26 protein-coding genes are annotated in these 25,802 nt (G+C 64.3%); 21 read left to right on the forward strand and 5 right to left on the reverse strand.

Annotation, left to right across the window (positions count from 1 at the left end; genetic code table 11):
• Window position 1: 1 nt before the first annotated feature.
• Complete coding sequence (locus tag KUW17_RS20680; protein WP_222482207.1) at window positions 2-712, reverse strand: GntR family transcriptional regulator; 711 nt, start codon at window positions 710-712, stop codon at window positions 2-4.
• A gap of 161 nt (window positions 713-873) precedes the next feature.
• Between KUW17_RS20680 and KUW17_RS20685 the strand changes: the two genes are divergently transcribed.
• The 16 genes from KUW17_RS20685 to nqrF all read left to right on the forward strand — a co-directional run bounded on the left by KUW17_RS20685 (window position 874) and on the right by nqrF (window position 17,474).
• Complete coding sequence (locus KUW17_RS20685) at window positions 874-1,956, forward strand: glycine betaine/L-proline ABC transporter ATP-binding protein (RefSeq protein ID WP_222482208.1); 1,083 nt, start codon at window positions 874-876, stop codon at window positions 1,954-1,956.
• A 12-nt stretch (window positions 1,957-1,968) separates the two neighbouring features.
• Entirely contained in the window at window positions 1,969-2,904 is a 936-nt protein-coding gene (locus KUW17_RS20690; RefSeq protein ID WP_222482209.1) for an ABC transporter permease, read from the forward strand.
• A gap of 39 nt (window positions 2,905-2,943) precedes the next feature.
• The gene (proX, locus tag KUW17_RS20695) at window positions 2,944-3,933 is read left to right on the forward strand and encodes a glycine betaine/L-proline ABC transporter substrate-binding protein ProX (protein ID WP_222482210.1); all 990 of its coding nucleotides are present in this window, start codon (window positions 2,944-2,946) and stop codon (window positions 3,931-3,933) included.
• Between the two features lie 73 nt (window positions 3,934-4,006).
• Window positions 4,007-4,957, forward strand: coding sequence for a GlxA family transcriptional regulator (locus KUW17_RS20700; protein ID WP_222482211.1), 951 nt, complete (start codon window positions 4,007-4,009; stop codon window positions 4,955-4,957).
• A gap of 137 nt (window positions 4,958-5,094) precedes the next feature.
• Entirely contained in the window at window positions 5,095-6,009 is a 915-nt protein-coding gene (locus KUW17_RS20705) for a LysR substrate-binding domain-containing protein (protein WP_222482212.1), read from the forward strand.
• Between the two features lie 95 nt (window positions 6,010-6,104).
• Entirely contained in the window at window positions 6,105-7,259 is a 1,155-nt protein-coding gene (locus KUW17_RS20710) for an aromatic ring-hydroxylating oxygenase subunit alpha (RefSeq protein WP_222482213.1), read from the forward strand.
• On the forward strand, window positions 7,256-8,707 hold the full coding sequence (locus KUW17_RS20715; protein ID WP_222482214.1) for an aldehyde dehydrogenase family protein: 1,452 nt from the start codon (window positions 7,256-7,258) through the stop codon (window positions 8,705-8,707). Before KUW17_RS20710 ends, KUW17_RS20715 begins: the two co-directional genes overlap by 4 nt.
• A gap of 3 nt (window positions 8,708-8,710) precedes the next feature.
• Window positions 8,711-8,950 (forward strand): hypothetical protein, encoded by a 240-nt coding sequence (locus KUW17_RS20720; protein ID WP_222482215.1) that lies wholly within the window; start codon window positions 8,711-8,713, stop codon window positions 8,948-8,950.
• Window positions 8,951-9,046: 96 nt separating this feature from the next.
• Window positions 9,047-10,141, forward strand: a complete 1,095-nt coding sequence (locus KUW17_RS20725; protein WP_222482216.1) for an alcohol dehydrogenase family protein — start codon at window positions 9,047-9,049, stop codon at window positions 10,139-10,141.
• On the forward strand, window positions 10,138-11,262 hold the full coding sequence (locus KUW17_RS20730; RefSeq protein ID WP_222482217.1) for a mandelate racemase/muconate lactonizing enzyme family protein: 1,125 nt from the start codon (window positions 10,138-10,140) through the stop codon (window positions 11,260-11,262). Before KUW17_RS20725 ends, KUW17_RS20730 begins: the two co-directional genes overlap by 4 nt.
• Window positions 11,263-11,619: 357 nt before the next feature.
• Window positions 11,620-12,963 (forward strand): Na(+)-translocating NADH-quinone reductase subunit A, encoded by a 1,344-nt coding sequence (locus KUW17_RS20735; RefSeq protein ID WP_222482218.1) that lies wholly within the window; start codon window positions 11,620-11,622, stop codon window positions 12,961-12,963.
• A 5-nt stretch (window positions 12,964-12,968) separates the two neighbouring features.
• Complete coding sequence (locus tag KUW17_RS20740) at window positions 12,969-14,177, forward strand: NADH:ubiquinone reductase (Na(+)-transporting) subunit B (protein WP_222482219.1); 1,209 nt, start codon at window positions 12,969-12,971, stop codon at window positions 14,175-14,177.
• Window positions 14,170-14,973, forward strand: a complete 804-nt coding sequence (locus tag KUW17_RS20745) for a Na(+)-translocating NADH-quinone reductase subunit C (RefSeq protein ID WP_222482220.1) — start codon at window positions 14,170-14,172, stop codon at window positions 14,971-14,973. The genes KUW17_RS20740 and KUW17_RS20745 overlap by 8 nt, the downstream gene beginning before the upstream one ends.
• Complete coding sequence (locus tag KUW17_RS20750; RefSeq protein WP_039180203.1) at window positions 14,973-15,626, forward strand: NADH:ubiquinone reductase (Na(+)-transporting) subunit D; 654 nt, start codon at window positions 14,973-14,975, stop codon at window positions 15,624-15,626. Before KUW17_RS20745 ends, KUW17_RS20750 begins: the two co-directional genes overlap by 1 nt.
• Entirely contained in the window at window positions 15,626-16,234 is a 609-nt protein-coding gene (gene nqrE / locus KUW17_RS20755; protein WP_019296950.1) for an NADH:ubiquinone reductase (Na(+)-transporting) subunit E, read from the forward strand. The genes KUW17_RS20750 and nqrE overlap by 1 nt, the downstream gene beginning before the upstream one ends.
• Before the next feature lie 16 nt (window positions 16,235-16,250).
• On the forward strand, window positions 16,251-17,474 hold the full coding sequence (nqrF, locus tag KUW17_RS20760; RefSeq protein ID WP_222482221.1) for an NADH:ubiquinone reductase (Na(+)-transporting) subunit F: 1,224 nt from the start codon (window positions 16,251-16,253) through the stop codon (window positions 17,472-17,474).
• A gap of 131 nt (window positions 17,475-17,605) precedes the next feature.
• Here the strand turns inward: nqrF and KUW17_RS20765 are convergent, their stop codons facing one another.
• Window positions 17,606-18,184: a YceI family protein gene (locus KUW17_RS20765; protein WP_222482222.1), complete on the reverse strand. Its 579-nt coding sequence runs from the start codon at window positions 18,182-18,184 to the stop codon at window positions 17,606-17,608.
• 154 nt (window positions 18,185-18,338) lie between these two features.
• Between KUW17_RS20765 and KUW17_RS20770 the strand changes: the two genes are divergently transcribed.
• Window positions 18,339-18,782 (forward strand): MarR family winged helix-turn-helix transcriptional regulator, encoded by a 444-nt coding sequence (locus KUW17_RS20770; protein ID WP_222482223.1) that lies wholly within the window; start codon window positions 18,339-18,341, stop codon window positions 18,780-18,782.
• Between the two features lie 26 nt (window positions 18,783-18,808).
• Here KUW17_RS20770 and KUW17_RS20775 read toward each other — a convergent pair whose 3' ends face one another.
• Entirely contained in the window at window positions 18,809-19,333 is a 525-nt protein-coding gene (locus KUW17_RS20775) for a CBS domain-containing protein (protein ID WP_222482224.1), read from the reverse strand.
• Between the two features lie 110 nt (window positions 19,334-19,443).
• Here KUW17_RS20775 and KUW17_RS20780 point away from each other — a divergent pair, with 110 nt between their 5' ends.
• From KUW17_RS20780 to nqrM, 3 genes are all read left to right on the forward strand, one after another.
• Window positions 19,444-19,632, forward strand: a complete 189-nt coding sequence (locus tag KUW17_RS20780; RefSeq protein ID WP_222482225.1) for a hypothetical protein — start codon at window positions 19,444-19,446, stop codon at window positions 19,630-19,632.
• Between the two features lie 79 nt (window positions 19,633-19,711).
• The gene (locus KUW17_RS20785) at window positions 19,712-20,746 is read left to right on the forward strand and encodes an FAD:protein FMN transferase (RefSeq protein WP_222482226.1); all 1,035 of its coding nucleotides are present in this window, start codon (window positions 19,712-19,714) and stop codon (window positions 20,744-20,746) included.
• 33 nt (window positions 20,747-20,779) lie between these two features.
• Window positions 20,780-21,022 (forward strand): (Na+)-NQR maturation NqrM, encoded by a 243-nt coding sequence (gene nqrM, locus KUW17_RS20790; RefSeq protein ID WP_222482227.1) that lies wholly within the window; start codon window positions 20,780-20,782, stop codon window positions 21,020-21,022.
• A gap of 34 nt (window positions 21,023-21,056) precedes the next feature.
• Here nqrM and KUW17_RS20795 read toward each other — a convergent pair whose 3' ends face one another.
• Entirely contained in the window at window positions 21,057-22,475 is a 1,419-nt protein-coding gene (locus tag KUW17_RS20795) for an efflux transporter outer membrane subunit (RefSeq protein ID WP_222482228.1), read from the reverse strand.
• Between the two features lie 279 nt (window positions 22,476-22,754).
• Here KUW17_RS20795 and KUW17_RS20800 point away from each other — a divergent pair, with 279 nt between their 5' ends.
• A complete protein-coding gene (locus KUW17_RS20800; protein ID WP_222482229.1) occupies window positions 22,755-24,176 on the forward strand; it encodes an aldehyde dehydrogenase family protein in 1,422 nt (473 codons plus the stop codon).
• Window positions 24,177-24,247: 71 nt separating this feature from the next.
• Here KUW17_RS20800 and KUW17_RS20805 read toward each other — a convergent pair whose 3' ends face one another.
• On the reverse strand, window positions 24,248-25,786 hold the full coding sequence (locus KUW17_RS20805; protein WP_222482230.1) for a trimethylamine methyltransferase family protein: 1,539 nt from the start codon (window positions 25,784-25,786) through the stop codon (window positions 24,248-24,250).
• Between the last annotated feature and the right edge of the window lie 16 nt (window positions 25,787-25,802).

The raw sequence follows: 25,802 nt of genomic DNA on the forward strand, positions 1-25,802 counted from the left end.
CTCATGCAGGGGTTTTGCGCGCCACCGTCCCCAGCGGCACGTCAAGCCCGGCGGGCATGACGAACAGCTCGATCTGGTCGCGCGACAGGTTCCAATGGTCAATTGCCAGCTGGCCCGCCGCCGCCTCGTCGCCTGCCTCGATGGCAGCGATGATGGCGTCGTGCTGGGCGCTGGCCTCGCCCAGGTTTTCCGCCATCTGGCGGTCCTGGGGGCGGTAGAAGGTCATGCCGATGCGGGCATGATCGATCAGCAGCCGCTGGAAGGACGGGGCGAGATAGATGTTGTCGGCCATCTCGCCGGTGATCTCGTGAAAGCGGTTGTTGGCCATCGCCCGGTCAGCGCCGGAGCCCGTGCGCAGCGCCGCCTTGAAATCCTCCTGCGCCGCCTTCAGCGCGGCGATCTGCATTTCGGTGGCGTTCTTGGCCGCCAGCTGCAGCACCGCGCCGTAGATCATCGGCGCCGCCAGGAAGAAATCCCGCAGGGTCATGTGCGACATCTCGCTGACCCGCGCGCCGCGGTTTTCCCGCAGATCGACATAGCCCTCGCCGGCCAGCTGGCGCAGCACCTCGCGCAGCGGGGTGCGGGACAGCTGGAATTCCTCCGACAGCTTCGATTCGTCGAGATCGGCGCCCGGCCGCAGGGCAAGCGTCATGATGGCCGTTTTCAGGTGGCCATAAAGCTCTGCTTTCCTGTTTTTGGACGCGTCCTTCATCTCAGTCTCCATCGTTGCATCTGAACCTGTGCGGGCAGGATGGCCCGGCGGCACAGGCCTGTGCAACCTGATTGCTCATTTTGTGTTATGAGAAAATACAATTTGTGTACAGAGAAAAAATATGCTGTATGCCAGGAAAGTTTTCTGGAGGAGGGGAACAGGTGACGACGCAAGCAGACGAAGCCGTGATCGACTGCCGCAATCTGTGGAAGATCTTTGGCCGCCGCGCGGACGAGGCGATGAAAGCCGTTCAGGAACAGGGGCTTGGCAAGCTGGAAGTGCGCGACCGCTTCGACTGCGTGGTGGGGGTGCAGGATGCGACCTTCAGCGTCGGGCGGGGGGAGATCTTTTGCATCATGGGGCTGTCCGGCTCTGGCAAGTCGACCTTGATTCGCCATGTGAACCGGCTGATCGAGCCGACCTCGGGCCAGCTGTTCATCGAAGGCCAGGATGTGAATCAGCTATCCGCCAGGGAGCTGCGCGAGGTGCGGGCCGAAAAGATCGGCATGGTGTTCCAGAACATGGCGCTGATGCCGCACCGCACCGTGCTGGAGAACGTCTCCTTCAGCCAGGAGGTGCGCGGCCATGATGCGCGCGAACGCCGCGAGAACGCGATGCGCGCGATTGATGCGGTGGACCTCAATGGCTGGGACCAGAAGTACCCGGACGAGCTGTCGGGCGGGATGCAGCAGCGGGTCGGCCTGGCCCGTGCGATTGCCGCCGATCCCTCGATCCTCTTGATGGATGAACCCTTTTCGGCGCTGGACCCGCTGATCCGCCGCCAGCTGCAGGACAAGTTCATGTCGCTGTCGGCAGAGATGAAGAAGACCACCCTGTTCATCACCCATGACCTGGACGAGGCGATCCGCATCGGCGACCGCATCGCCATCATGAAGGATGGCGCGCTGGTGCAGGTCGGCACGCCGGAGGACATCGTGACCAGCCCCGCGGACGACTATGTCGCCGACTTCGTCGCGGGCATTTCCAAGCTGGAGCTGATTTCCGCGGGCAAGATCATGGAGCCGGTCGCCTCTTTCGAGCAGCGGCAGGGGCCGATCGACCTGGGCAGCTGGCCGGAGGCGCATCCCGATCATTCGCTCGACGATCTGGTCAACCTGTCCATCGCCACCCAGCACCCGGTGGTGGTCAAGGCGGACGGCAGGGCCATCGGCATCGTCACCAAGAACGCCCTGCTGCGCGGCATCCAGGGCCATGCCGACGACGCCGGCAGCCTGAAGCACTGAGGAGGCAAGACCATGGCAGAGAACACCTACAGCATCCTCGACCCGTTTTCGGCGGTTGATCTGGGGCTGGCGGAATCGGCGGACGGGGTCAAGCAGTGGGCAATTGCCAACCGCGCGCTGATCCAGCCGGTGAAGAAGTTTTTCAACGAGATGATCGTCGGCATCGACACCGCGCTGAATGCGGTGCCGCCGCTGGTGATGCTGGTAATGCTGGTGCTGATCGCCTGGCAGGCCGCGGGCCGCCGGGTGGCGATCCTGGTCGGCGTTTCGATGCTGGCGCTTGGCTTTTTGTCGCCCAATGCCTGGGGGCTGGCGATGACCACCCTGGCGATTGTGGTTTCGGCGGTGATCCTGTGCTTCATCATCGGCCTGCCCTTGGGCGTGCTGGCGGGCAAGAACGACCGGTTCGAGGCGGCAATGCGGCCGGTGCTGGACACCATGCAGACGATTCCGGCCTTTGTGTACCTGGTGCCCGTGGTCATGCTGATCGGCATCGGCAATGTCTCCGGCGTGATCGTGACGATCATCTTCGCGCTGCCGCCGCTGATCCGCCTGACCAGCCTGGGCATCCGCGGCGTCAATGCCTCGGTGGTGGAGGCCGCGCGCGCGTTTGGCGCCAGCCCGCGCCAGATCCTATTCAAGGTGGAGCTGCCGCTGGCCACGCCCACCATTCTGGCCGGGGTCAACCAGACCATCATGCTGTCGCTGTCGATGGTGGTGATCGCCTCGATGATCTCGGTCAAGGGGCTGGGCAACGAAGTGCTGCGCGCCATGGGCCGGCTGGATGCGGGCAAGGCGCTTGTCGGCGGCCTTGGCATCGTGATCCTCGCCATCGTGCTGGACCGCATCACCCAGGGCATGGGCCAGTCGGGCCGCGACCGCGGCCACCGCCACTGGTGGCAGGGCGGCCCCGTCGGCGCGGTGCTGCGCCTGGCCGGCAAGACCTGACTTTCACTTTCATCTGAACACCCAAGGGAGGACTTATTCATGTTCAGAAAGACTGCACTGGCTGCGCTGGCAGCCTCCACCATGCTGGCGGGCGCTGCCGCGGCCGGCGAAAAACCCGGCGAGGGCGTTACCGTGCGCCCGGTGATCCAGTCCTATCTGGAGGAGTTCTTCCAGCACCGGATCCTGTTCCGCGCGCTGGAGGATCTGGGTTATGAGGTGGCCGAGCCGCAGGAGGTCGAAGCGCAGACCGTGCATCTGGCGCTGGGAACCGGCGACGCCGATTTCACCGCGGTGCATTGGAACACCCTGCACAACACCTTTTTTGAGGAATCCGGCGGCGATGCGGTGCTGGAGAAGGTCGGCACCCTGATCGAAGGCGCGCTGCAGGGCTATCTGGTCAACAAATCCGCCTATGATGCGGGCGTCCAGAACCTCGGCGACCTGAGCGATCCGGAAAAGGCCAAGCTGTTCGATGCCGATGGCGACGGCAAGGCGGATCTGGCCGGCTGCGTGCCGGGCTGGGGCTGCGAGCGGGTGATCGAGCATCAGCTGAGCGAATTCGGCCTGCGCGATACCGTGAACCACAACCAGGGCGCCTATAACGCCATCATCGCCGACACCATCGCCCGCAACGAAGCCGGCGAGAACGTGCTCTACTACACCTGGACGCCCTATTGGGTCTCTGGCGCGCTGGTGCCGGGCAAGGATGTGGAATTCCTGGCGGTGCCTTACTCGTCGCTGCCTGACGGCGCCACCGCCGACACCACATTCGACGGCAAGGACCTGGGCTTTGCGGTCGACAGCATCCGGGTTGTTGCCACTGACGAGTTTCTGGCGGCAAACCCGGCCGCGGCCAAGCTGTTCGAGCTGGCCAAGATCGACATCAACGACATCTCGGCCCAGAACAAGCTGATCGCCGATGGCGAGGACAGCTCGGACGACATCGACCGCCATGTGGACGCATGGATCGAGGCCAACCGCGAAACTTACGACAGCTGGCTGGACGCGGCCCGCGCGGCAGCGGAATAATAGCAGCCACACCCGTGCCACCGGGCTGCGCGGGGCAAACCCCTCGCGCAGTCCGTCTTTTCTGGGGCAAGCCATGACCAAGACACAGCATTTTGCCTTTCTCCTGGTGGAGGAGTTCTCGCATCTGGCGTTTTCCTGCGCGGTGGAGCCGCTGCGGATTGCCAACCTTGTCAGCGGCAAGGACCTGTACGACTGGTCGTTCGGATCGGAAAACGGCGAGACCGCGACCTGCTCCAACGGCTCGGTGACGCTGGTGCATTACGGGTTTGACGCGATCCCGAAATGCGACCGGCTGTTTGCCCTGTCGGGCATCCACATGCGAAACCATGTGACCCGGCCGCTGCTGGCGGCGCTGCGCCGGGAAAAGGCGCGCGGCATCTCGGTCGGCGCGCTGTGCTCCGGCGCCTGGGTGCTGGCAGAGGCAGGGTTTCTGAATGGCATGCAGGCGGCGATCCACTGGGAATACCACGACAGTTTCATGGAGGCGTTTCCGGAAGTGAACCTGGTGCGCAGCGTGTTTGTTGCCGACGAAAAGCACGTGACTGCCTCCGGCGGCACCGCCACGGCGGACCTGATGCTGCACCTGATCGAGCGCGAGCACGGCTATGACCTGGCGGTCGCGGTGGCCGACCAGATGGTCTATAACGCGGTGCGCAATGCCACCGCCGAGCAGCGGGTGTCGCTGCAGTCGCGCAACGGCATGCGCAACGCCCACCTGGCCCGCGCCATCCAGATGATGCATGACCACATTAGCGATCCCATTTCCCCGGCCCGTATTGCCGAGGAGATCGGCATCTCTACCCGCCAGCTGGAGCGGCTGTTCGGCAAGTATCTGAACACCTCGCCCAAGAAGTATTCGATGGAGATGCGGCTGGAGCGGGCCCGCAACCTGCTGATCCAGACCGAGGCTTCGGTGACGGATGTGGCGCTGTCCTGCGGGTTCGACAGCCCCGGGCATTTCTCAAGGGTCTACAAGGCCGCGTTCAACGTGACGCCGATGCTGCAGCGCGGCCGCATTGACTGAGGCCGCCGGAAACCGGCGCGGCTTTGCGTCTCGCACAAAAACGGCAAGCGCCGGCTATATCTTTGCTGGCCAACAAAGGCGCATTTCCCATATTGAAATGAAACGCCTTCATCCGAGCCGCCTGCCAGGAGCCGCAGATGTCCCGCCGCCACTACAACCTGCCGCCGCTGACCACTCTGGCCGCGTTTGAGGCCGCAGCCCGGCATCTGAGCTTCAAGAACGCCGCGCAGGAACTGTCCGTCACCCCCGGCGCGGTCAGCCACCAGGTGAAGGCGCTGGAGGCGGAGCTGCAGGTGCCGCTGTTCCAGCGCAAGCACCGGGGCGTGGAGCTGACGGAGGAAGGCGAGGCGCTGTTTGAAACCCTGGCGTCGTCGTTTTCCAAGATCTCGCTCAGCCTCAAAACCATTCGCGACCGCCAGACAGGCGACACCGTCACCATCGGCTCCACCTCGGCGGTGGCCTCGCTGTGGCTGTCGCCCTCGGTGGTGCGGTTCTGGCGCAGGCACCCGGATGTGAACGTCAACCAGATCGTTCAGGACCGGCCGTTCCGCAGCATGCCGGATGTGGATTTTTACATCCGCTACGGGCGGGATAGGGACACAAGGCTGGAACAGACGGAGCTGTACCGCGACCACCTGGTGCCGGTCGGAAATGCCGAGCTGGCGGACAGGCTCACCGGCTGCCCGCTGGAGAAACTGGCGCAGCAGCGGCTGCTGCATCTGGACTCCGACGACCGGAGCTGGACCACCTGGGCCGACTGGTTCCAGCAGCTGGGTTACGGCGGCCCTATCGCGCCGGGGGTGCGGGTCAACAACTATGCGGTGGCGCTGCAGGCGGCGCAGGACGGGGTGGGTCTGGTGCTGGGCTGGCAGCGGCTGCTGAACCCCTTGCTGGCAACCGGCCAGCTGGTGCCGATCGGCCCGCATGTTCTGGCCGCGCCGCACGGCTTTCATATGGTGGGCCGCCCGGACGCGGAATTGTCGGAATCCGCCCGTTTGCTTCGCAATTGGGTGATTGACGAGGTCCATCAGGGTTCAGGTGAGCTGAGCTAACTCCAGCGCGAAAATTCCTGCTATTGAGTGAATCCGCGCGCTCCCTTCAATGGCGCAAAATCCGTACATCTTTTTCCTGCCTTGGAGAGACCCAGATGAACAAGCATGACTCGCTTGCCCCGGTGATGGCTCCGGTCAACGTGGCCAACGGCCTGCCGAACGCCCATTACATCGATCCCGCTGTCTTTGCCGAAGAGAAGCGCTCGGTTCTGTTCAAGAACTGGTCCGGCATCGGCTTTGGCAAGGACGTGCCGGAGCCGGGCTATGCCAAGCCCGTGGATTTCCTGGGCATGCCGCTGTTGATCGTGCGCGACAAGGACGGCGAGATCGGCGTCTTTCAGAACACCTGCCGCCACCGCGGCATGATCCTGGTCGAGAAGGCCGGCAAGATCCGCGGCGCCATCCGCTGCGCCTATCACAGCTGGTGCTATGGTCTGGACGGCCGCCTGGTCTCCACCCCGCATGTCGGCGGCCCCGGCAACAACAAGCATGAAGACATCAAGCTGGATGAGCTGGGCCTGGTCCGCATCCGCTCCTATGTCTGGCGCGACGTGGTGTTCGTGAACGTCGACGGCTCCGCGCCGGAGTTCGAGGAGGCCCACGCCGACCTGCTGCAGCGCTGGAAGGAATTCGAGGCCCCGGTGCATCACGGCGGCGAAGGCTCCGGCTTCAAGCTGGAGGTGAAAACCAACTGGAAGCTGGCGGTCGAGAACTACTGCGAAAGCTACCACCTGCCGTGGGTGCATCCGGGCCTCAACAGCTACTCCCGGCTGGAAGACCACTACAACATCGAGGTGCCGGGCAAGTATTCCGGCCAGGGCACCCTGGTCTACCGCCAGCTGAAGGGCGAAAACGGCGAAGTGTTCCCGGATTTCGAGGGCCTCAGCAGCAAGTGGGACGAGGGCGGCGAATACACCGCGGTTTACCCCAACGTCCTCTTGGGTGTGCAGCGCGACCATGCGTTTGCGATCATCCTGGAGCCGGTCGACACCGAAAATACTGTCGAGCACATCGAGCTCTACTACGCGAAGTCCAGCGAGGACACGCCGGAGCTGGAAAACCTGCGCACCGAGAACGCCAAGCTGTGGAAGACTGTGTTCGAGGAAGACGTCTTTGTCGTCGAGGGCATGCAGAAGGGCCGCCACGGCGAGCTGTTCGACGGCGGCCGGTTCTCCCCCGTGATGGACGGGCCGACCCACAATTTCCATGCCTGGGTGGCCGATCAGGTGACCAAGGGCCGCGAGGCATGAGTGCCTTCCTGAAAGACGGGCTGGCCAGGAACTTCCTGGCCGGTGCATGGGTAGAAGGCGACGGCGGTGCGCGCATCGCCGTCGAGGATCCCGGCAACGGCAGCCATGTGGCCGACTGCGCGCTGGCGGGTGAGGAAACCCTGGCGAAAGCGCTGGAAGCGGCGCGGGCGAGTTTCGAGCGCGGCGATCTGGCCGCCATGAAACCCGCCAAGCGCGGCCAACTGATGCAGCGCATCGCGGCGGAGATCCGGGGCATTGCGGACGAGGGTGCTGAGCTGCTGTGCCTGGAAAGCGGCAAGAGCCTCAGCGCCGCGCATGACGAGTTCGAAGAGGCCGCGCAGTATTTCGAATACTACGGCGGCATGGCCGACAAGATCGAAGGCAAGTCGATCCCGCTCGGCCCCGATTACGCTGACTTTACGGTCTATGAGCCTTACGGCGTTTCCGCGCAGATCGTGCCGTGGAACTTCCCGGTGTCGATTGCGGCGCGCTCCTTGGCGCCTGCGATGGCGGCCGGCAATACGGTGATCATCAAGTCGCCGGAGCTGGACCCGATGGCGCTGGCGATGCTGGGCGTGGCGCTGGAACGGGCCGAGGTCCCCGCAGGCGCAGTATCGATCCTCAACGGTATCGGCGCGGACCTGGGCGCACGGCTGGTGGAAAGCCCGGGGGTGGATCAGATCGTCTTCACCGGCTCGGTCCCGACCGGCCAAGCGATCCTGCGCGCCGCCGCCAACCCGGTGACGCCCGCGCTGATGGAGCTGGGTGGCAAATCCGCTGCTGTGGCGTTCGAGGACGCCAATCTGGACACGCTGATGTCCTCCCTGCAAAGCGGCATTTTCTACAACGCCGGTCAGGTCTGCTCTGCCATGTCGCGGGTGCTGGTGCACCGCTCGATTTATGACGAGGCGGTGGAACGCGCCGCCGCACTGGCAAACGGCCTCAGCGTCGGTCACGGGCTGGAAAATCCCGGTCTGACCCCGGTGATCTCTGCCCGCCAGCTGGATGGCATCGAAACCCTGACGGCCACCGCCCGCCAAAGCGGCGCCCGCGCGGCTTCGGGCGGTGGCCGGCTGGAGCGGGAAGGCTATTTCATGGCGCCGACCATTCTGGCGGATGTGGATCCCGCGTCCCGCGTGGCGCAGGAGGAGATTTTTGGCCCCGTCACCTGCTTCACTCCGTTTGAGACCGAGGCGGAAGCAATTGCCATGGCAAACGGCACCGAATTCGGGCTGGTCGCGGGCGTCTTCACCCGCGATCTGGCACGGGCGCATCGCGTCGCGAACCGTCTGCGGGCGGGGCAGGTGTTCGTGAACGAATGGTTCGCGGGCGGCATCTCCACCCCGTTCGGCGGGGTCGGCAAATCAGGCTTTGGCCGCGAAAAGGGACTGGAGGCGCTCTATAACTACGTGCGCACCAAGAATATCGCGATCTCGCTGAAGGGCTGAGGGATGGAGCGCGCAGACCTCGACCGGGCGCTGCTGAAGGCGCATGAGGACAAGGACAGCGCAGAGCTGGTCCGGCTGTACACGCTGGCCGGTGATCAGGCGGAGGCAGCGGGCAGCATTGACGCCGCCTGCTTCTACCTGACCCATGCCTTTGTCTTTGCGCTGGAGGCTGGTCTGCCGGAAGCGAAGGAGCTGAACCGCCGCCTGGCGGAACGGGGCCGCGCGCATCCGCTGGAGCTGTGACATAAGTTTCAGGCGGCTGTCCCTGTGGGGACAGCGGTCTGTTTGGCCGGCAGGGGAGGGCCGGCCAAAGAAGTTCAAACCAAGGGAGGTGAGGGCATGATCCCCAGCAAAATGGCGGCGGTCCTGCTGACCGGCCACGGCGGCATCGATAAACTGGAATACCGCACCGACGTGCCGGTGCCGCAGCCCGGCCCCGGCGAGGTGCTGATCCGCGTTGCCGCGGCAGGCATCAACAACACCGACATCAACACCCGCATCGGCTGGTATTCCAAGGCGGTGGATGCCGACACCAACGCGGGCGGCGCCAGCGGGTTTGACAGCGTCAATGACGATGATGCCAGCTGGTCCGGCAAGCCGCTGGAATTCCCGCGCATCCAAGGCGCCGATGCCTGCGGGTATATCGCCGCGGTCGGGGAGGGGGTCGATCCCGCCCGCATCGGCGAGCGGGTTCTGGTGCGCAACATGCTGCGGACTTACGTCGACTACCGCCCCTATGAATGCTGGACCTTCGGCAGCGAATGCGACGGCGGCTTTGCCCAGTTTGCAGTGGCGCCTGCGTGCGAAACCCATGCGGTGAACTGCGATTGGTCCGATGCCGAGCTGGCCTCGATCCCCTGCGCCTACTCCACGGCAGAAAACATGCTGCACCGGGTCGGTCTAGGCGCGGAGACCGTTCTGATCTCCGGCGCCTCCGGCGGCGTCGGCTCTGCCGCCGTGCAGCTGGCCAAACGCCGCGGCGCCACGGTGATCGCGCTGTCCTCTGCCGCCAAGGCGGATGAAGTGCTGGCGCTTGGCGCCGACCGGGTGGTGGACCGCAACGCCGATCTGGTCAAGGAACTGGGCGAGGGCTCCATCGACGTTGTGGTCGATCTGGTTGCCGGCCCGCAGTGGCCGTCGTTCCTCGATGTGCTGCGCCGGGGCGGGCGATACACCACCGCCGGCGCCATTGCCGGGCCGATCAGCGAAATCGACGTGCGCACGCTCTACCTCAAGGACCTGACACTGATGGGCTGCACCTTCCAGGAGGATGAGGTGTTCGCCAATCTGATCTCCTACATCGAGGCCGGGGAAATCCGCCCGCTGGTCGCCAGGACCTATCCGCTGAGCGACATCGCCGCCGCGCAGGAGGACTTCCTGAGCAAGAAGCATACCGGCAAGCTGGTGCTGATGATCCCGGAGGCCGGGGCGTGAAGATCAGGAAGATCGAGCTTTATCAGCTGGACCTGCCGTATTCCGGCGGCGTCTACATGCTGTCGGGCGGGCGGGAGTACCGCAGCTTTGACGCGTCCTTCGTGCGCATTACCACCGATACGGGGTTGGAGGGCTGGGGCGAAAGCACGCCGTTCGGCTCCACCTATATCGCATCGCATGCCTTGGGCGCGCGGGCCGGGATCGCCGAGATTGCGCCGTATCTCTTGGGCCGCGACCCGCGGCAGATGGACCGGATCAACGAGGCGATGGATGAAGCCCTGCTGGGCCACAACCACGCCAAATCGGCAATCGACCTGGCCTGCTGGGACCTGTTCGGCAAATCGGTGAATATGCCTGTCTGCGAGCTGCTGGGCGGCTCGACGGGCAAACGCCTGCCGGTGATCTCCTCGATCTACGCAGGCAGTCCCGAGGACATGCGCGCCCGCGTCGCGCAGCACCGCGAGATGGGCTATCTGGGCCACTCGGTGAAGATCGGCGCGCTGGATGCCGAAGGCGGTCCGGCGCTGGACGCCGAGCGCATCCGCGCGTCGCTGGCCGACCGCCAGCCGGGCGAGTTCTTTCTGGTTGATGCCAACGGCGGTCTGACGCCGGAAACCGCGCTGCGGATGCTGCGGATGCTGCCGGAGGGGCTGGATTTCGTGCTGGAGGCGCCCTGCAAGACCTGGCGCGAGACCATGTCGCTGCGCAAGCGCTGCACCGTTCCTATCATTCTGGATGAACTGGTGCAGCAGGATGAGGACATCGCGCTGATGCTGGCGGAGGACGTGGCGGACGGCATCGGCCTCAAGATCTCCAAAGCGGGCGGGCTGACCCACGGACGCAGGCACCGGGATATGTGCCTGGCTGCGGGCGCCACCGTCAGCGTGCAGGATACCGTTGGGTCTGTGGTGGCGTTCTCGGCCATCGCGCATCTGGGCGCCACGGTGCCGGAGCGCAGTCTCCGCTGCATCCTGGACTGCCGCGATATGGTGACGCTGAAAACGGCGGAATTCGACGCGCCTGTGCAGGATGGCGGCGTGCTGGTGCCGGATGCGCCGGGGCTGGGCATTACCGTTGACCGCGGACTGATGGGTGCGCCGCAGGCCGTTTGGGAAGCCTGAATACGCAGTATTTGGTAGAATCAGTTTCTACAGCCTGTTGAGACTGACGGGCACAAAGGACCACCTTGCCGGTGCCTGCCGGAATGCTGTTGCCGTTTCCGCCCGCCTGCTTTGACGGTTTCCCAAGACCCGTGAGCGCCAACAGTCTGATAAAAGCGCGCAGTGCACAGGAAATTGGAGGACGGGCCGGGTGGCGGCCTTGCTATTCGGTGCCGAATTTGATTCGAGTGCGCCGGAAATCAGGACAGGCTGTGCGGATGTGCGGAAAACGGCATTTTGTGCGTTTTCTTTGCCGCCGCTGCCGGAACGGGGTAAGAACCGCCTCGGGATTCGGCGTTGGAGGGACGTAGCGCAAACATGAAGACATTCAACTTGAGAAAGGGGCTGGATCTGCCGGTGACAGGCGCACCGGAGCAGGTGATCCACGAAGGTCCCGCCATCACCTCGGTGGCCGTGCTGGGCCCCGACTTTGTGGGCCTCAAGCCCCGCATGCTGGTGCAGGAAGGCGAGGAGGTCCGCCGCGGAACTCCGCTGTTCTGCCACAAGGATGCCGAGGCCGCGATGATGGTTGCGCCGATGACCGGCAAGGTCGTGGCGATCAACCGCGGCGCCCGCCGGGTGCTGGAAAGCGTGGTGATCGAAGTTTCGGACGCTGCCGACACCGGCATTGATTTCTCTGCCACCGGCAATGCGGACACTGCCGAAGGGCTGGCCGAGAAACTGTGCGCCGCGGGTCTCTGGACCGCCTTCCGCACCCGTCCCTATTCCAAGATGCCGCAGCCGGGGTCCAAGCCCGCCGCGATCTTCGTGACCGCAATGGACAGCGAGCCGCTGGCCGGTGATGCCGCGGTGATCATCAATGATGCGGCTGAGGCGTTTGAGGCGGGCCTCAAGGCCGTTACCCTCCTCACCGATGGCACCACCTTCCTGTGCCAGAAGGCAGGCGACAGCATTCCGGGCACCGGCATTGCCGGGGTTGAGGCTGCCGCGTTCTCCGGCCCGCATCCCTCTGGCCTGGCAGGCACCCACATCCATTTCCTGCATCCCGTCCGCGCGGACGATCAGGTCTGGACCGTGTCCTACCCCGACGTGATCGCCATCGGCCGCCTGCTGATGACCGGCCACCTGGATCCCTCCACCGTGGTTGCCATCGCCGGTCCCGCTGCGCGCACCCCCCGTCTGGTCCGCACCGTCATGGGCGCCTCCACCGATGAGCTGACCCGCGGCGAAATTGCTGCCGATGCTCCGGTCCGGGTGATCTCCGGCTCGATCCTGTCGGGCCGCCAGGCTGCCGGTTCGCTGGCGTTCCTTGGCCGCTTCGCCCGCCAGGTTGCCATCATCGAGGAAGACCGCGAACAGATCCCGCTGGGCTGGATCCGCCCGATGCCCGGCAAATACGCCGTGCAGCCGGTGCTGGGCTCGGCGCTCAGCCGCAAGCTGTTCAACCTCACCAGCAACCTCAACGGCGGCCGCCGGGCGATGGTGCCCACCGGCACCTTTGAGCGGCTGATGCCGCAGGACTACCTGCCGACGCAGCTGCTGCGCGCGCTGCTGGTCATGGACACCGACACCGCACAGGCGCTGGGTGCGCTGGAGCTCGACGAAGAGGACATGGGCCTCGTCGGCTTTGCCTGCCCGGCCAAGTACGAATACGGGCTGGCGCTGCGCGACTGCCTGACCAAGATTGAAAAGGAGGGCTGAGCCGGATGGGATTGCGCAGCTTCTTTGACAGGATCGAGCCGCATTTCGAGAAGGGGGGCAAATACGAAAAGCTCTTCCCCGTCTACGAGATGGTGGAGTCCTTCCTTTACACCCCGAAAACCGTCACCACCGTGGCGCCGCATGCCCGTTCATATGTCGATATGAAACGGATCATGACCTATGTGGTGATCGCCACCATCCCCTGCATCCTGTGGGGCATGTGGAATACCGGCTATCAGGCGAACTCGGCGATTGCCGCGCTTGGCGCCGACGCGGCCACCGGCTGGCGGATTGCGCTGCTGCAGATGTTCGGCATCTCGCTGGATGCGGCGAGCCCGATGGCCAATATTGCGCACGGGTTCCTGTATTTCCTGCCGATCTACATCGTGACGCTGGTTGCGGGCGGCATTTTTGAGGTGATCTTTGCCACCGTCCGCGGCCACGAGGTGAACGAGGGCTTCCTGGTGACCTCGATGCTCTACACCCTGATCATGCCGGCCTCCGCGCCGCTGTGGCAGGTGGCGCTTGGCATCATCTTCGGCGTGGTGATCGGCAAGGAAGTCTTTGGCGGCACCGGCAAGAACTTCCTGAACCCGGCGCTGGTGGGCCGTGCGTTCCTGTATTTCGCCTATCCGGCGAACATGTCGGGCGACGCTGTCTGGACCCCGGTTGACGGCTTCTCCGGCGCGACAGCGCTGGGTGTGACTGCCGCCGACGGCGTGCAGGCGCTGGCCGCCAAGGGCATCGAATGGTCGGACGCGTTCTTTGGCACCATCCAGGGCAGCTTCGGTGAGACCTCGACGCTGGCCTGCGCCATCGGCCTGGGCTTCCTGCTGTTCACCAAAATTGCCAACTGGCGCCTGATCGTCGGCTGCCTTGTCGGCATGATTGCCTTTTCGATGCTCTTGAACCTGATCGGTTCCGAGACCAACCCGATGTTTGCGATGCCGTGGTACTGGCACCTGGTGCTGGGCGGCTATGCCTTCGGCCTGGTGTTCATGGTGACCGAGCCGGTTTCGGCATCCCACACCAACGCGGGCCGCTACATCTACGGTGCCCTCATCGGTGTGATGGTGGTGCTGATCCGGGTGCTGAACCCGGCCTTCCCCGAAGGCATGATGCTGGCGATCCTGTTCGGCAACGTCTTTGCGCCGCTGATCGACTACTTCGTCGTGCAGGCCAACATCAAACGGAGGGCGCGCCGCCATGGCTGAGACCCAAAGCAAAGGCCTGATCGGCCGCTTCCTCGCCGCATCGCCGGACTCGGTCGGCAAAACCTTGTTCATCGCTGTTGCCGTCTGCCTGGTGGCCTCGATGATCGTGTCCACCGCCGCGGTGTCCCTGCGCCCGGTGCAGGAGATCAACAAGAAACGCGACAAGCAGCTGAACGTGCTGCAGGTCGCGGGTCTCTATGAGCCGGGCCAGAACGTGGCCGAAGCCTTCGCCGCCTTTGAGCCGCAGGTGCTGGATCTGGAAACCGGCCAGTTCACCGACCAGTTCGACGCCGCGAGCTTTGACGATCTGGCCGCCGCGCAGGACCCGGAGCTGAGCCGCGCGCTGGACAATGACCCTGCGGGCATCGGCCGCCAGTCGCGTTACAAGACCGTGTACCTGCTGCGCGAGGAAAACGGCGATCTGGACAAGGTGATCCTGCCAATCCACGGCTATGGCCTGTGGTCCACCCTCTACGGCTTCATCGCGGTTGAGGAAAACGGCAACGACATCTTCGGCCTGCAGTTCTATCAGCACGGCGAAACCCCGGGCCTCGGCGCCGAGGTGGACAACCCGCGCTGGAAGTCCCTGTGGAGCGGCAAGAAGCTGCATGACGAAAGCGGCGCGCTGCAGATCAGCGTTGCCAAGGCACAAGGCCCGGCCGGGCCGGAGCATCACATCGATGCGCTGGCCGGTGCGACGCTGACCTCTGTCGGCGTGGACAACCTGGTGAAATTCTGGATGGGCGAAGAGGGCTACGCACCCTTCCTGGCCGCCCTGCAAGCGGGAGAGCTCTAATGGCGCAGACCAAGAAAGACATGCTGGTCGACCCATTGGTCGACAACAACCCGATCACGCTGCAGGTTCTGGGCATCTGCTCGGCGCTGGCAGTAACCTCCTCTCTGCAGGTGGCCTTTGTGATGACCCTGGCGGTGACCTTCGTGACCGCGTTCTCGTCGATGTTCATCTCGATCCTGCGGAACCAGATCCCCAGCTCGATCCGGATCATCGTGCAAATGGTGATCATCGCCTCGCTGGTGATCCTGGTGGACCAGGTTCTGAAGGCCTATGCCTTTGAGATCTCCAAGACGCTGTCGGTCTTCGTCGGCCTGATCATCACCAACTGCATCGTGATGGGCCGCGCCGAGGCGTTCGCCATGAGCAACCCGCCGGTGGCCTCCTTCATTGACGGCCTCGGCAACGGCATGGGCTATGGCCTGATCCTGATGCTGGTGGGTATCATCCGCGAGCTGTTCGGCTCCGGCTCCCTGTTCGGCATCACCATCCTGGAAACCGTGAACAACGGCGGCTGGTATGTTCCGAACGGCATGCTGCTGCTGCCGCCCTCGGCGTTCTTCGTGATCGGCCTGCTGATCTGGGCGTTCCGCACCTGGAAGCCGAACCAGGTCGAAGAGCGTGAATATAAAATCCAGAATGTGGAGGCGCACTGATGGAAGGGCTGATTTCACTCGCCGTCAAGGCCATCTTTGTCGAGAACCTCGCGCTCTCCTTCTTCCTGGGCATGTGCACCTTCATCGCGGTGTCCAAGAAGATCTCCACCGCGCTGGGTCTGGGGATTTCGGTGATGCTGGTGCAGGCCATCACCGTGCCGACCAACAACCTGCTGCTGACCTACCTGCTGAAGCCGGGCGCGCTGGCCTGGGCGGGTTTCCCGGATGTCGATCTGACCTTCCTCGGCCTGATCTCCTATATCGGAGTGATTGCGGCGATGGTGCAGATCCTGGAGATGATCCTCGATAAGTATTTCCCGCCGCTCTACAACGCGCTGGGGGTCTTCCTGCCGCTGATCACGGTGAACTGCGCCATCCTGGGCGGCTCGCTGTTCATGGTGGAACGCGACTACAACTTCGCGGAAGCAACCACTTACGGCCTCTCCTCCGGCTTTGGCTGGGCGCTGGCGATCACCGCGATGGCGGGCGTGCGCGAGAAGCTGAAGTATTCCGACGTGCCGGACGGCCTGCAGGGCCTGGGCATCACCTTTATCACCGCGGGTCTGATGGCGATGGCCTTCATGTCCTTCAGCGGCGTCAAACTGTAAGGGAGCGTCTGAAGTTATGGAAACTTTCTCGCTCGGCGTTGTCCTGTTCACGTTGATCGTGCTGGCGCTGGTGGCCATCATTCTGGCTGCCCGCTCCCGCCTGGTCGCGTCCGGCAACGTCAACATCACCATCAACGGTGAGAAAACCATCTCGGTGCCTGCGGGCGGCAAACTGTTGCAGACGCTTGCGGCAGAGAAACTGTTCGTCCCCTCCGCCTGCGGCGGCGGCGGCACCTGCGCCCAGTGCCGGGTGCGTGTGCATTCCGGCGGCGGCTCAATCCTGCCGACCGAGGAAAGCCACATCACCAAGCGCGAGGCCGCCTGCGGCGACCGCCTGTCCTGTCAGGTTGCGGTCAAGCAGGACATGGAGGTCGAGGTTCCGGAAGAGGTCTTTGGCGTCAAGAAGTGGCGCTGCAAGGTGCGGTCCAACGACAACGTGGCCACCTTCATCAAGGCGCTGGTGCTGGAGCTGCCCGAAGGCGAGGATGTGAACTTCCGCGCCGGCGGCTACATCCAGATCGAGGCCCCCGCCCACCAGCTGGCCTATACCGACTTCGACATCCAGGAGGAGTACCGCGAGGATTGGGACCGCTTCAATCTGTGGCAGTACAAATCCGTTGTGGATGAGCCGGTCGAGCGCGCCTATTCGATGGCGAACTACCCGGACGAGAAGGGCATCATCATGCTGAACGTCCGCGTTGCCTCGCCGCCGCCGGGCAGCACCGACATTCCGGCAGGCAAGATGTCGTCCTACATCTTCAACCTGAAACCGGGCGATGAAGTCACCATTTCGGGCCCGTTCGGCGAATTCTTTGCCCGCGAGACCGACAAGGAAATGGTGTTCATCGGCGGCGGTGCCGGCATGGCGCCGATGCGCAGCCACATCTTCGACCAGCTGAAGCGGCTGGAGAACCGCAACCGCAAGATCAGCTTCTGGTACGGCGCGCGCTCGAAGAAGGAGATGTTCTTTGTCGAGGACTTCGACCAGCTGGCTGAGGAGTTCGACAACTTCGAATGGCACGTCGCCCTGTCCGACGCGCAGCCGGAGGACAACTGGAAAGGCTACACCGGCTTTATCCATAACGTTCTGTACGAGGAATACCTCAAGAACCACCCGGCGCCGGAAGACTGCGAATTCTACATGTGCGGCCCGCCGATCATGAACCAGTCGGTGATCAACATGCTCTTGGACCTGGGTGTGGACCGCGAGGACATCATGCTGGACGACTTCGGCGGCTGAGCCGGAGAGACCGCAAAATCAGAAAGCCCCGGATGAAAACATCCGGGGCTTTTTGCTGTTCTCAGAACCGGGCCGGGGAGTGCCATGCGTGCACCCCCTGTACACCCCCTGTGCACCGGTAAGGCGGGCGCTTACTGCGCTTTCATCTCGGTGACGATGCGGATGCTGATCGGGCCGGTTGAGAACCCGCCCACGCCAAAGGCCAGGTGATCGATGGTGGTGGTGGCCTCAAACGCGGCCCAGTCGCCCTTGTAGTAGTCAAAAACCCCAGCCAGCGGATGGTCCCCGAAGTGGGTCATTGTTGTCTCCAGCACAACCGGCTGCGTTGTGCCGTGAATGGTCAGGTCGCCGGTGACGTTGGCCGTGTTTTCGCCGGTTTTTTCCACGCTGGTGCTGACAAAGGTGATTTCCGGGTAAGTCGCTGTTTCAAGGAAATTCGCACTGGCAAGGTCATCGTCCAGCGGTCCGAAACCAGTGGCAAGACTGTCCGTTTGGATTGTCACGTTCAGGGACGCCGCTTCCGGGTTTTCCGGGTCGAGCTCCAAGGTGCCGTCCACTTGGGTGAATTCACCGCTTTGAACCGATACCCCTGCATGGCTCCAGCTGAAGTGGACCTCTGTATGGCCCTGGTCGGTTTTGTAGGTTGCGGCCAAGGCGGCGGGGGCTGCCAGCAATGCGGCGGCTGCGAGGGGAGCAATCTTGATCATCATGACGGTATCCCTGTCTGATTTCAGTCTTGGTGCAATTGTGAACTTCGGGCGGACTGTATGCATTGAACCCGGTATAGATGCTATGGCATCTATTGGAGTGTATCCACAGGCATTTATGTTTCAGGCCTGCACACTCACTGACTCGTGAACGGACATGACACCAAACAAACGCGAAACCGCAATCTGGATTCTGCTGAACCGCGCGCACCGGCAAACCCACCGGGACATGGAGGCGAAGCTGCGGGAGGCCGGGCTGCCAAGCTTGCGCTGGTACGACGTGCTGTGGGGGATCGAAATGGCCGGGGAGGACGGCGTTCGGGCCTATGAGCTGACCCGCAACCTGCTGTTCGAGCAATCCAACCTGTCGCGCATTCTGGCCCAGATGGTGGCCAGGGGGCTGGTCCGCGAAACCGTGTTCGAACAGGACCGCCGCGGCAAGCTGCTGCATTTGACCGAAGCCGGCGCCGCCCTGCGCCTGCAGATGTGGGAGTTCTACGGCGCCGCGATCAAACAGGCGATGGCGCCGCTGGCGGCAGCGGAGGACCTGGAGGTCTTTCTGGAGCTGCTCAAGGACACCGGCGGCGGCCCGTTCCCGTAACAGGCCGCCGTGGTTGGAGACCCGGCCTAGCCGACGATCATCTGTTTCATGCGCAGGGCTTCGTATTCTAGCTCCTTGAGGCGGAAGTTCACCACGTCGCCCACGGTGATCATGCCGCAGAGATGGCCGTCTTTCTCGACCGGCAGGTGGCGGAAGCGGCCTTCGTTCATCACCTTGGCGACATCGATCAGCAGATCCTCCGGCGCGCAGGTGGTGACCTCGCGGGTCATGATGTCCTCGACCAGCTGCGGCAGGGTGTGGCCCGGCGTTTCCGCCAGCCGCCGCACGATGTCGCGCTCCGACAGGATGCCCTGCAGCGCGCCGTTCTGGTCGGTCACCACCAGTGCGCCGATGCGCTTGTCGCGCAGCGCCTCCACCGCGTGGCCGATGGTGTCATTGGGACGGATCGAAAAAATCGCATCGCCCTTGGCGTCCAGCAGTTTGGCCACGGTGGATTGCTCATGCGACAAATTCGACTCGGGCGACTGGCTGTGGCTGGCTTGCCCGGCCTTGTCGCCCCGTGTCGGAGGCTGGTATGAGAACGGTGCCATGCGCGGGGTCTCCTCCTATCCTGCATCAGGTCATGACCCCATCTTAGCGGCGGATTGCGATCCGGGAAGGGGCGAAATGACGCGAGCGCTAACAAGGGCCGGAAAACAACATGTTCGAAAACCTCTACCTGACCCCCGTGACCGGCGCGCTGACCGTGTTCGTGGTGGTGGTCTGCGGCCATCTGTACCGGCAGAACTGGAAGTCCGAGGCGCCCAATGCGCGGCTTAGAGCCTGGCTCTACGGGGTGCCTGCCGCGATCGGCCTGCTGGCGCTGGCTTTTCTGCCGCTGAAGTTCTGACACCCCGTCTGACGCCCTGTTTGACTCTGCCGCGGGGCAGGGGCATAGCAGCACCAGTTTTGCTGCCGGAGGTTGCCCGATGCACAGAAGGTTCCTGCTTGCCCTGACCCTGCCCGCGGTGCTGCTGGCGTCCGGCTGCTGGTTTGGCAGCGGGCCGGAAGAGGTGCGCCTGTCGGGCCAGACCATGGGCACCACCTACAGCGTGGTCGCCATTGGCGAGGATCTGGACGCCGAGGCGCTGGGGTCCGCGGTGGAAGGCACCCTGGCAGCGGTCAATGCCAAGATGTCGAACTGGGATCCGGCGTCGGAGGTCTCCACCTTTTCGGCTGCGCGCAGCACTGCGCCGGTGCGGGTGTCGCCGGAGTTTGCCCATGTGCTGGCGGCGGCCAACGACGTGCATGCCAAGACCGGCGGCAAGTTCGACGTGACCCTGGGACCGCTGATCGAGCTGTGGGGCTTCGGCCCGCGCAAGCCGGAGGACCCGGTGCCGTCGGATGAGGCGATTGCCAAGGCGCTGGTGGGCGTCGGCCAGGCGCGGCTGCTGACGCTGGATGCGGACGCCGGAACGCTGCGGAAGTCGGCACCGGAAACCGGCATCAACCTGTCCGCCATTGCCAAGGGCTATGGCGTTGATGCGGTGGCCGAAGCCCTGCAGGGGTTCGGTGTCGAGAACTACATGGTGGAGATCGGCGGCGATCTGGTGACCAAGGGCGAAAACGCCAAGGGCGAAGCCTGGCGCATCGGCATCGAGAAACCGGATGCGGCGGCGCAGACCGTGCAGCTGATCGTGCCGGTCAGCGGCCTGGGGCTGGCGACCTCGGGCGACTACCGCAACTACTTCGAATATGAGGGCAGGCGCTATTCCCATATCCTGGACCCGGTGGCCGGGCGGCCGGTGACGCACAGCACCACCTCGGTCACGGTGATTGCGGAAAATGCCATGCTGGCCGATGCCTGGGCCACCGCAATGCTGGTTCTGGGCCGCGAAAACGGGCTGAAGCTTGCGGAAGAGCATAAACTTGCCGTGTTTTTCATTGATCGGGACGTGCAAGCCGGCGCGGATGCCTATATGACAGCGTCCAGCAGCGCCTTTGAGGCGCTGACCGCAAACTGACGCCGCGCCAAGCCATCCTGCGAGGGACCACCCATGAGCACCTTTCTTCTGGCCTTCATCCTGCTGCTGATCGTTACCCTGGGCATGTCGCTGGGGGTGATTCTGATGGGCAAGAAGATCAAGGGCAGCTGCGGCGGCCTGAATGCGATCTCGGGTGCCGACAAATGCGTGGTCTGCTCCAAGGACATCGACCCTGACAGCCCGCTTCGCGACAAGCTGCAGTGCAAGCGCGCGCGCAAGATGGTCGAGCAGATGGAGCGCGAGGCGCAGGCCTGAAGCCAGCCGCCCGCACCCCTGCGATGCAGGGTTCTTATTCCGCCTGGTCCGGTTTTTTCACCAGAACAACGGCGCTGTCCGGATCCTGCTGCGGCGCCCAGCCCTTGCCCAGTGAAATCTGCAGGCCGGCCCAGGCCAGCGCCAGGTCGCGGCGCGCGGTAATCAGGTTCAGCTCGTTGTCGCGCAGCGCCTCTTCGGTGTTCAGCAGGTCGAACAGGGTGATCTCGCTGGCGCGGAAGGTTTCGCGCGCCAGATCGGCAACCTTGACCCCGAGGCTGACGGCACGGGCCTCGGCAGCGGCCCGCTCGCGCGCGGCCCGCAGGCTGCTTTGCTGGGCCTGGACCTCCTCCACGGCGGCGCGCACCCCGGCGCGGTAGTCGAACTCGGTGGCCTTGGCCTCGGCGATGGCGCTTTGGTGGAAGGCGCGCAGCACCGGCCGGTTGAACAGCGGCAGGTTCAGCTCCGGGCCGATCGAGTAAAGATCGTTGACGCCGCGTACGGCCTGAACCGATCCGGTGATCTCCAGCGACGGGTACAGCTCTGCCTCGCTGACGCCGATATCGGCGGTGGCGCTGCGCAGCTGGGCCTCGGCCAGCAGCACGTCGGGGCGGTTGCGCAGCAGGGTGGCGGGCACGCCCAGTTCCGGCTGGGTCGCCGGGTAGGGCTGGCCGTAGCTGCCCTGCATCATTGCAAACACCTCTGAGGCGTCGCGGTCCAGAAGGGTCGCCAGGGCAAAGACCGATGCTTCGTAGCTGGCAATGAAGGCGGGCAGATCCGCCTTGGCGCTGACCACTTGCAGCTTGGTGCGCTCCACATCCAGCGCCAGGGCCGCGCGGGCTTCCTGCAGCTCCATCACCGTTGCCAGGATCTGCTCGCGCAGCTGGATGGTCTTGCGGGTGACGGCGGCGCCGCGCTGGAAGAAGCGGGCCTGGATATAGGTGCGGGTGATGGCGTCGATGACCGCCAGGCGGGTGGTGGCCATCTGGTAGAACTGCGCATCGCGGTCGGCAACTGCGCGTTCGGAACGCCGCTGGAACTCACCAAACAGGTCAAAGACATAGGTCGCGCTGAGCTGGGCCGCGTCGGTGTTGCTGGAGCCATCATCGGATTCCCGGCGCGAGAAGGTTGAGCTGGCATCCAGGCCGCCGCTGGCCTGCTGCGGGCGGCCGGAGCCGCGGCGCAGGGCCTCTGCGGCTTTCAGCCGTTCCTTGGCCGCCATTAGGCCGAGGTTCTGCTGAAGCCCTGCCGCCACCAGCCGGTTCAGCGTGGCATCGTTCAGCTGCTGCCACCAGGTTTCGCTTGCGCCTCTGGCGGTGGCATAGGTGCGGGACTGGTAATAGGCAGCGGGCACCGCAAAATCAGGGCGGTGATAGTCCACGCCGACGATGGTGCAGCTGCACAAGACGCAACCGGCCAGCAGCACGGAACGGGCTGTCCAATGGGATCTGCTCATGTTCTGCCTCTGGGCGCCCTTATTAGCGGGCTTTGAGCCAGCATAGCCGGGGCAAGGCGCGCCGCGAAACGGTTCCTGCGGCGCGCGGCCTGTTTGCCGGCCACTGATGCGCACAGCCCACATGCAGGCCGCGCGGAAAAAGGCGATCTTCTGGCGGTTTTGGCCTATTCTGGGCGCCAAAAGGCGGGCAGGGTGCCAAGCCAGAACCGCTGGCCGGCGGGGCGGCTGTGCTTTGCCGGGTCCGGGCCGCAACTGAAACGTGAGAGGGAGAACCGCCAGATGGACCTGCAGAAATTCTACATCGGCGGCGCCTGGGTGACGCCGCATTCGGCCCGCGAATTTCCGGTGCTGAACCCGGCCACGGAACAGCAGATCGGAACCATCATCCTGGGGGATGAGGAGGATGTGAACGCTGCGGTGGCAGCGGCCAAGGCGGCGTTCGCCAGCTTCTCGCAGACTTCGCGCGCCGAACGGATTGCGCTGCTGGAACGCCTGCTGGAAATCAGCCGGGACCGGCGCGAGGAACTGGCGCAGGCCATGTCCGCCGAGATGGGCGCGCCGATCACCATGGCGCGGGACGCGCAGGCCGATTCAGGGATCGGGCATCTGGAAGGCATCCTGGAGGCGCTGAAATCCCAGGAGCTGCGCGAGACGCTGCCGAACGGCGATATCCTGGTGCGCGAGCCGATCGGCGTCTGCGGCCTGATCACGCCCTGGAACTGGCCGGTGAACCAGATTGCGCTCAAGGTGCTGCCGGCGCTGGCGACGGGCTGCACCTGCGTGCTGAAACCGTCGGAGCATACGCCCATGTCGGCGGCCGTCTATGCGCAGATGATCCATGATGCGGGCTATCCGGCGGGCGTCTTCAACCTGATCCACGGCGACGGGCCGACGGTGGGCGCGGGCTTGTCGCGCCACCCGGACGTGGACATGATGTCGTTTACCGGCTCGACCCGGGCGGGCATCGCGGTCTCCAAGGACGCCGCCGACACCGTCAAGCGGGTGACGCTGGAACTGGGCGGCAAGTCCCCGAACCTGGTGTTTGCCGATGCGGACCTCGAAGAGAAAGTCACCGCCTCGGTGCTGGAATGCATGTACAACACCGGCCAAAGCTGCGATGCGCCGACCCGGATGCTGGTGGAGCGGGGCTGCTACGATCAGGTGCTGGAAATCGCCAATGCCGCAGCCGAGGGCCAGCAGGTGGGCGATCCGGCACAGGAAGGCGACCACATCGGCCCGATGTTCGACCGCATTCAGTACGACCGGGTGCAGGCGATGATCCAGAAAGGCATCGACGAGGGCGCCACCTTGCTGGCGGGCGGGCTGGGTCGGCCCGAAGGATTGGACACCGGCTGGTACGTGCGCCCCACCGTCTTTGCCGATGTGGCCAACGACATGGCCATCGCCCAGCAGGAAATCTTCGGCCCGGTGCTGGTGATCATCCCCTTCGAGGATGAGGAAGACGCCATCCGCATCGCCAATGACACGCCTTATGGCCTCGCCGCCTATCTGCAGACCGGCGATCCGGAGCGGGCCGAGCGCGTCGCCGCACGGCTGCGCGCAGGTGCGGTTCACATCAATGGCGGCGGCTTCAACTACGGATCGCCGTTTGGCGGCTACAAGCAGTCCGGCAATGGCCGCGAAGGCGGCATGCTGGGGCTGGAAGATTACCAGGAGGTGAAAACCCTGCACTTCGGCTGAAGCACGCAGGGTTTCATCTTTCCCGAAATACTCCGGGGAGTGCGAGGGGCCGGCCCCTCGCACCCTTTCCGTCAGGGCTCGCCGGAGCCGATTTCTTCCTTGCGCCTGGCGACGTAGGCATCCAGTTCCTCGCGGACGGCGGGGTCCATTGCCGGTTCCTCGTAATCGTGCAGCGCCTGTTGCCAGAGGCCGGTGGCGCGGCTTAGCGCGTCCTTCGCGCCTGCCGCCTCCCAGTTCTCGTAATTCTGCCAGTCCGACAGCAGCGGGCGGTAGAAGGCGGTCTCGTAACGCGCCATCGTGTGTTCGGCGCCGAAGAAGTGGCCGCCGGTGGGGACTGATTGGATGGCGTCAAAGCCCAGCTCATCGGTGTCGAATTTCATCGGCTTCAGGAACTCGATCATGTTCTGGATGATCTCCACATCCAGGATGAACTTCTCGTAGGACGCGGTCAGCCCGCCCTCCAGCCAGCCGGCCGCGTGGTAGACGGTATTGGCGCCGCCCAGCACCGCGCCCCAGGTCGCCATCATGGTCTCATAAGCCGCCTGCAGGTCGACCGCGTTGGAGGCGTTGGCGTTGGAGGTCCGGTAGGGAATGCCGTAGCGCCGCGCCAGCTGGCCGCCGACGATATTGGCCTTGGCGTTTTCCGGCGTGCCAAAGGCGGGCGCGCCGCTGCGCATGTCGACGTTGGAGGTGAAGGAGCCGTACATCACCGGGGTGCCGGGGTTGACCAGCTGGGTCAGCACCACGCCGAACAGCGCCTCGGCGTTCTGCTGGGCCAGCGCGGCGGGTAAAGTCACCGGCGTCATCGCCCCCATCAGGGTAAAGGGCGTCACCGTCACCGGCTGGCCGTATTCCGCCATGGCGATCAGCCCGTCGCCCATCGCGTCGTCAAACAGCCGCGGCGAGTTGACCGAGATGATGGTGATCACGCCGGGATCATCCTTCATCTCCTCAGGCGTCTGACCGCGGGAGATCGCCATCATGTTTATCCCGTCCAGCGCCCGGCCGCGGCCGATGGCTGAGCAATGGAACGAGAGATCTGCATAGGTGATATTGGCCAGATAGGTATCCAGATGGCGGTTGTTGGCGGGCAGCTCCAGCGGCGCGGTGACCTGGTTGCCGATCAGGTGGATGGCGTTGAAGTGATGCGCCAGCTTGATGAAGTTCTGGTAATCGATGAGGTTCCCGGCCCGCCGCCCGCCCACGCAGTCATGCACGTTGGGCGGCCCTGCCACCAGGCCAAAGGTCACATTGTTGCCGCCCAGCGTGATCCGTTTGTCTTGGTTGCGGCCGGTCAGGGTGAACTCCGCCGGCACTGTTTTCAGCGCCTCTTTGATGATGCTTTCGTCGATGCGGATGGTCTTGGTCTCGCGGTCCACAATGGCGCCTGCGGCCTCGAAAATGCCCATCACGTTTTCGCCCATCACCCGGATGCCCGCCTCCGACAGGATCCGCATCGAGGTGGCGTGCAGCTGGTCCATCTGCTCCGGGTTCAAGAGCTCAAACGCCGGGTAGGTGTTTTTCACCTGTTGCCAGGGGAGCTGGTCAATACTGCCGCCGGAGCGGCCTGATTTGCCGCGGCGCCCGCCGCCGCGTCTGTCGCGTGCCATGTGTCTGTCTTTCTGG

Source organism: Leisingera aquaemixtae (genome assembly GCF_019801145.1).
Lineage (GTDB): Bacteria > Pseudomonadota > Alphaproteobacteria > Rhodobacterales > Rhodobacteraceae > Leisingera > Leisingera aquaemixtae_A.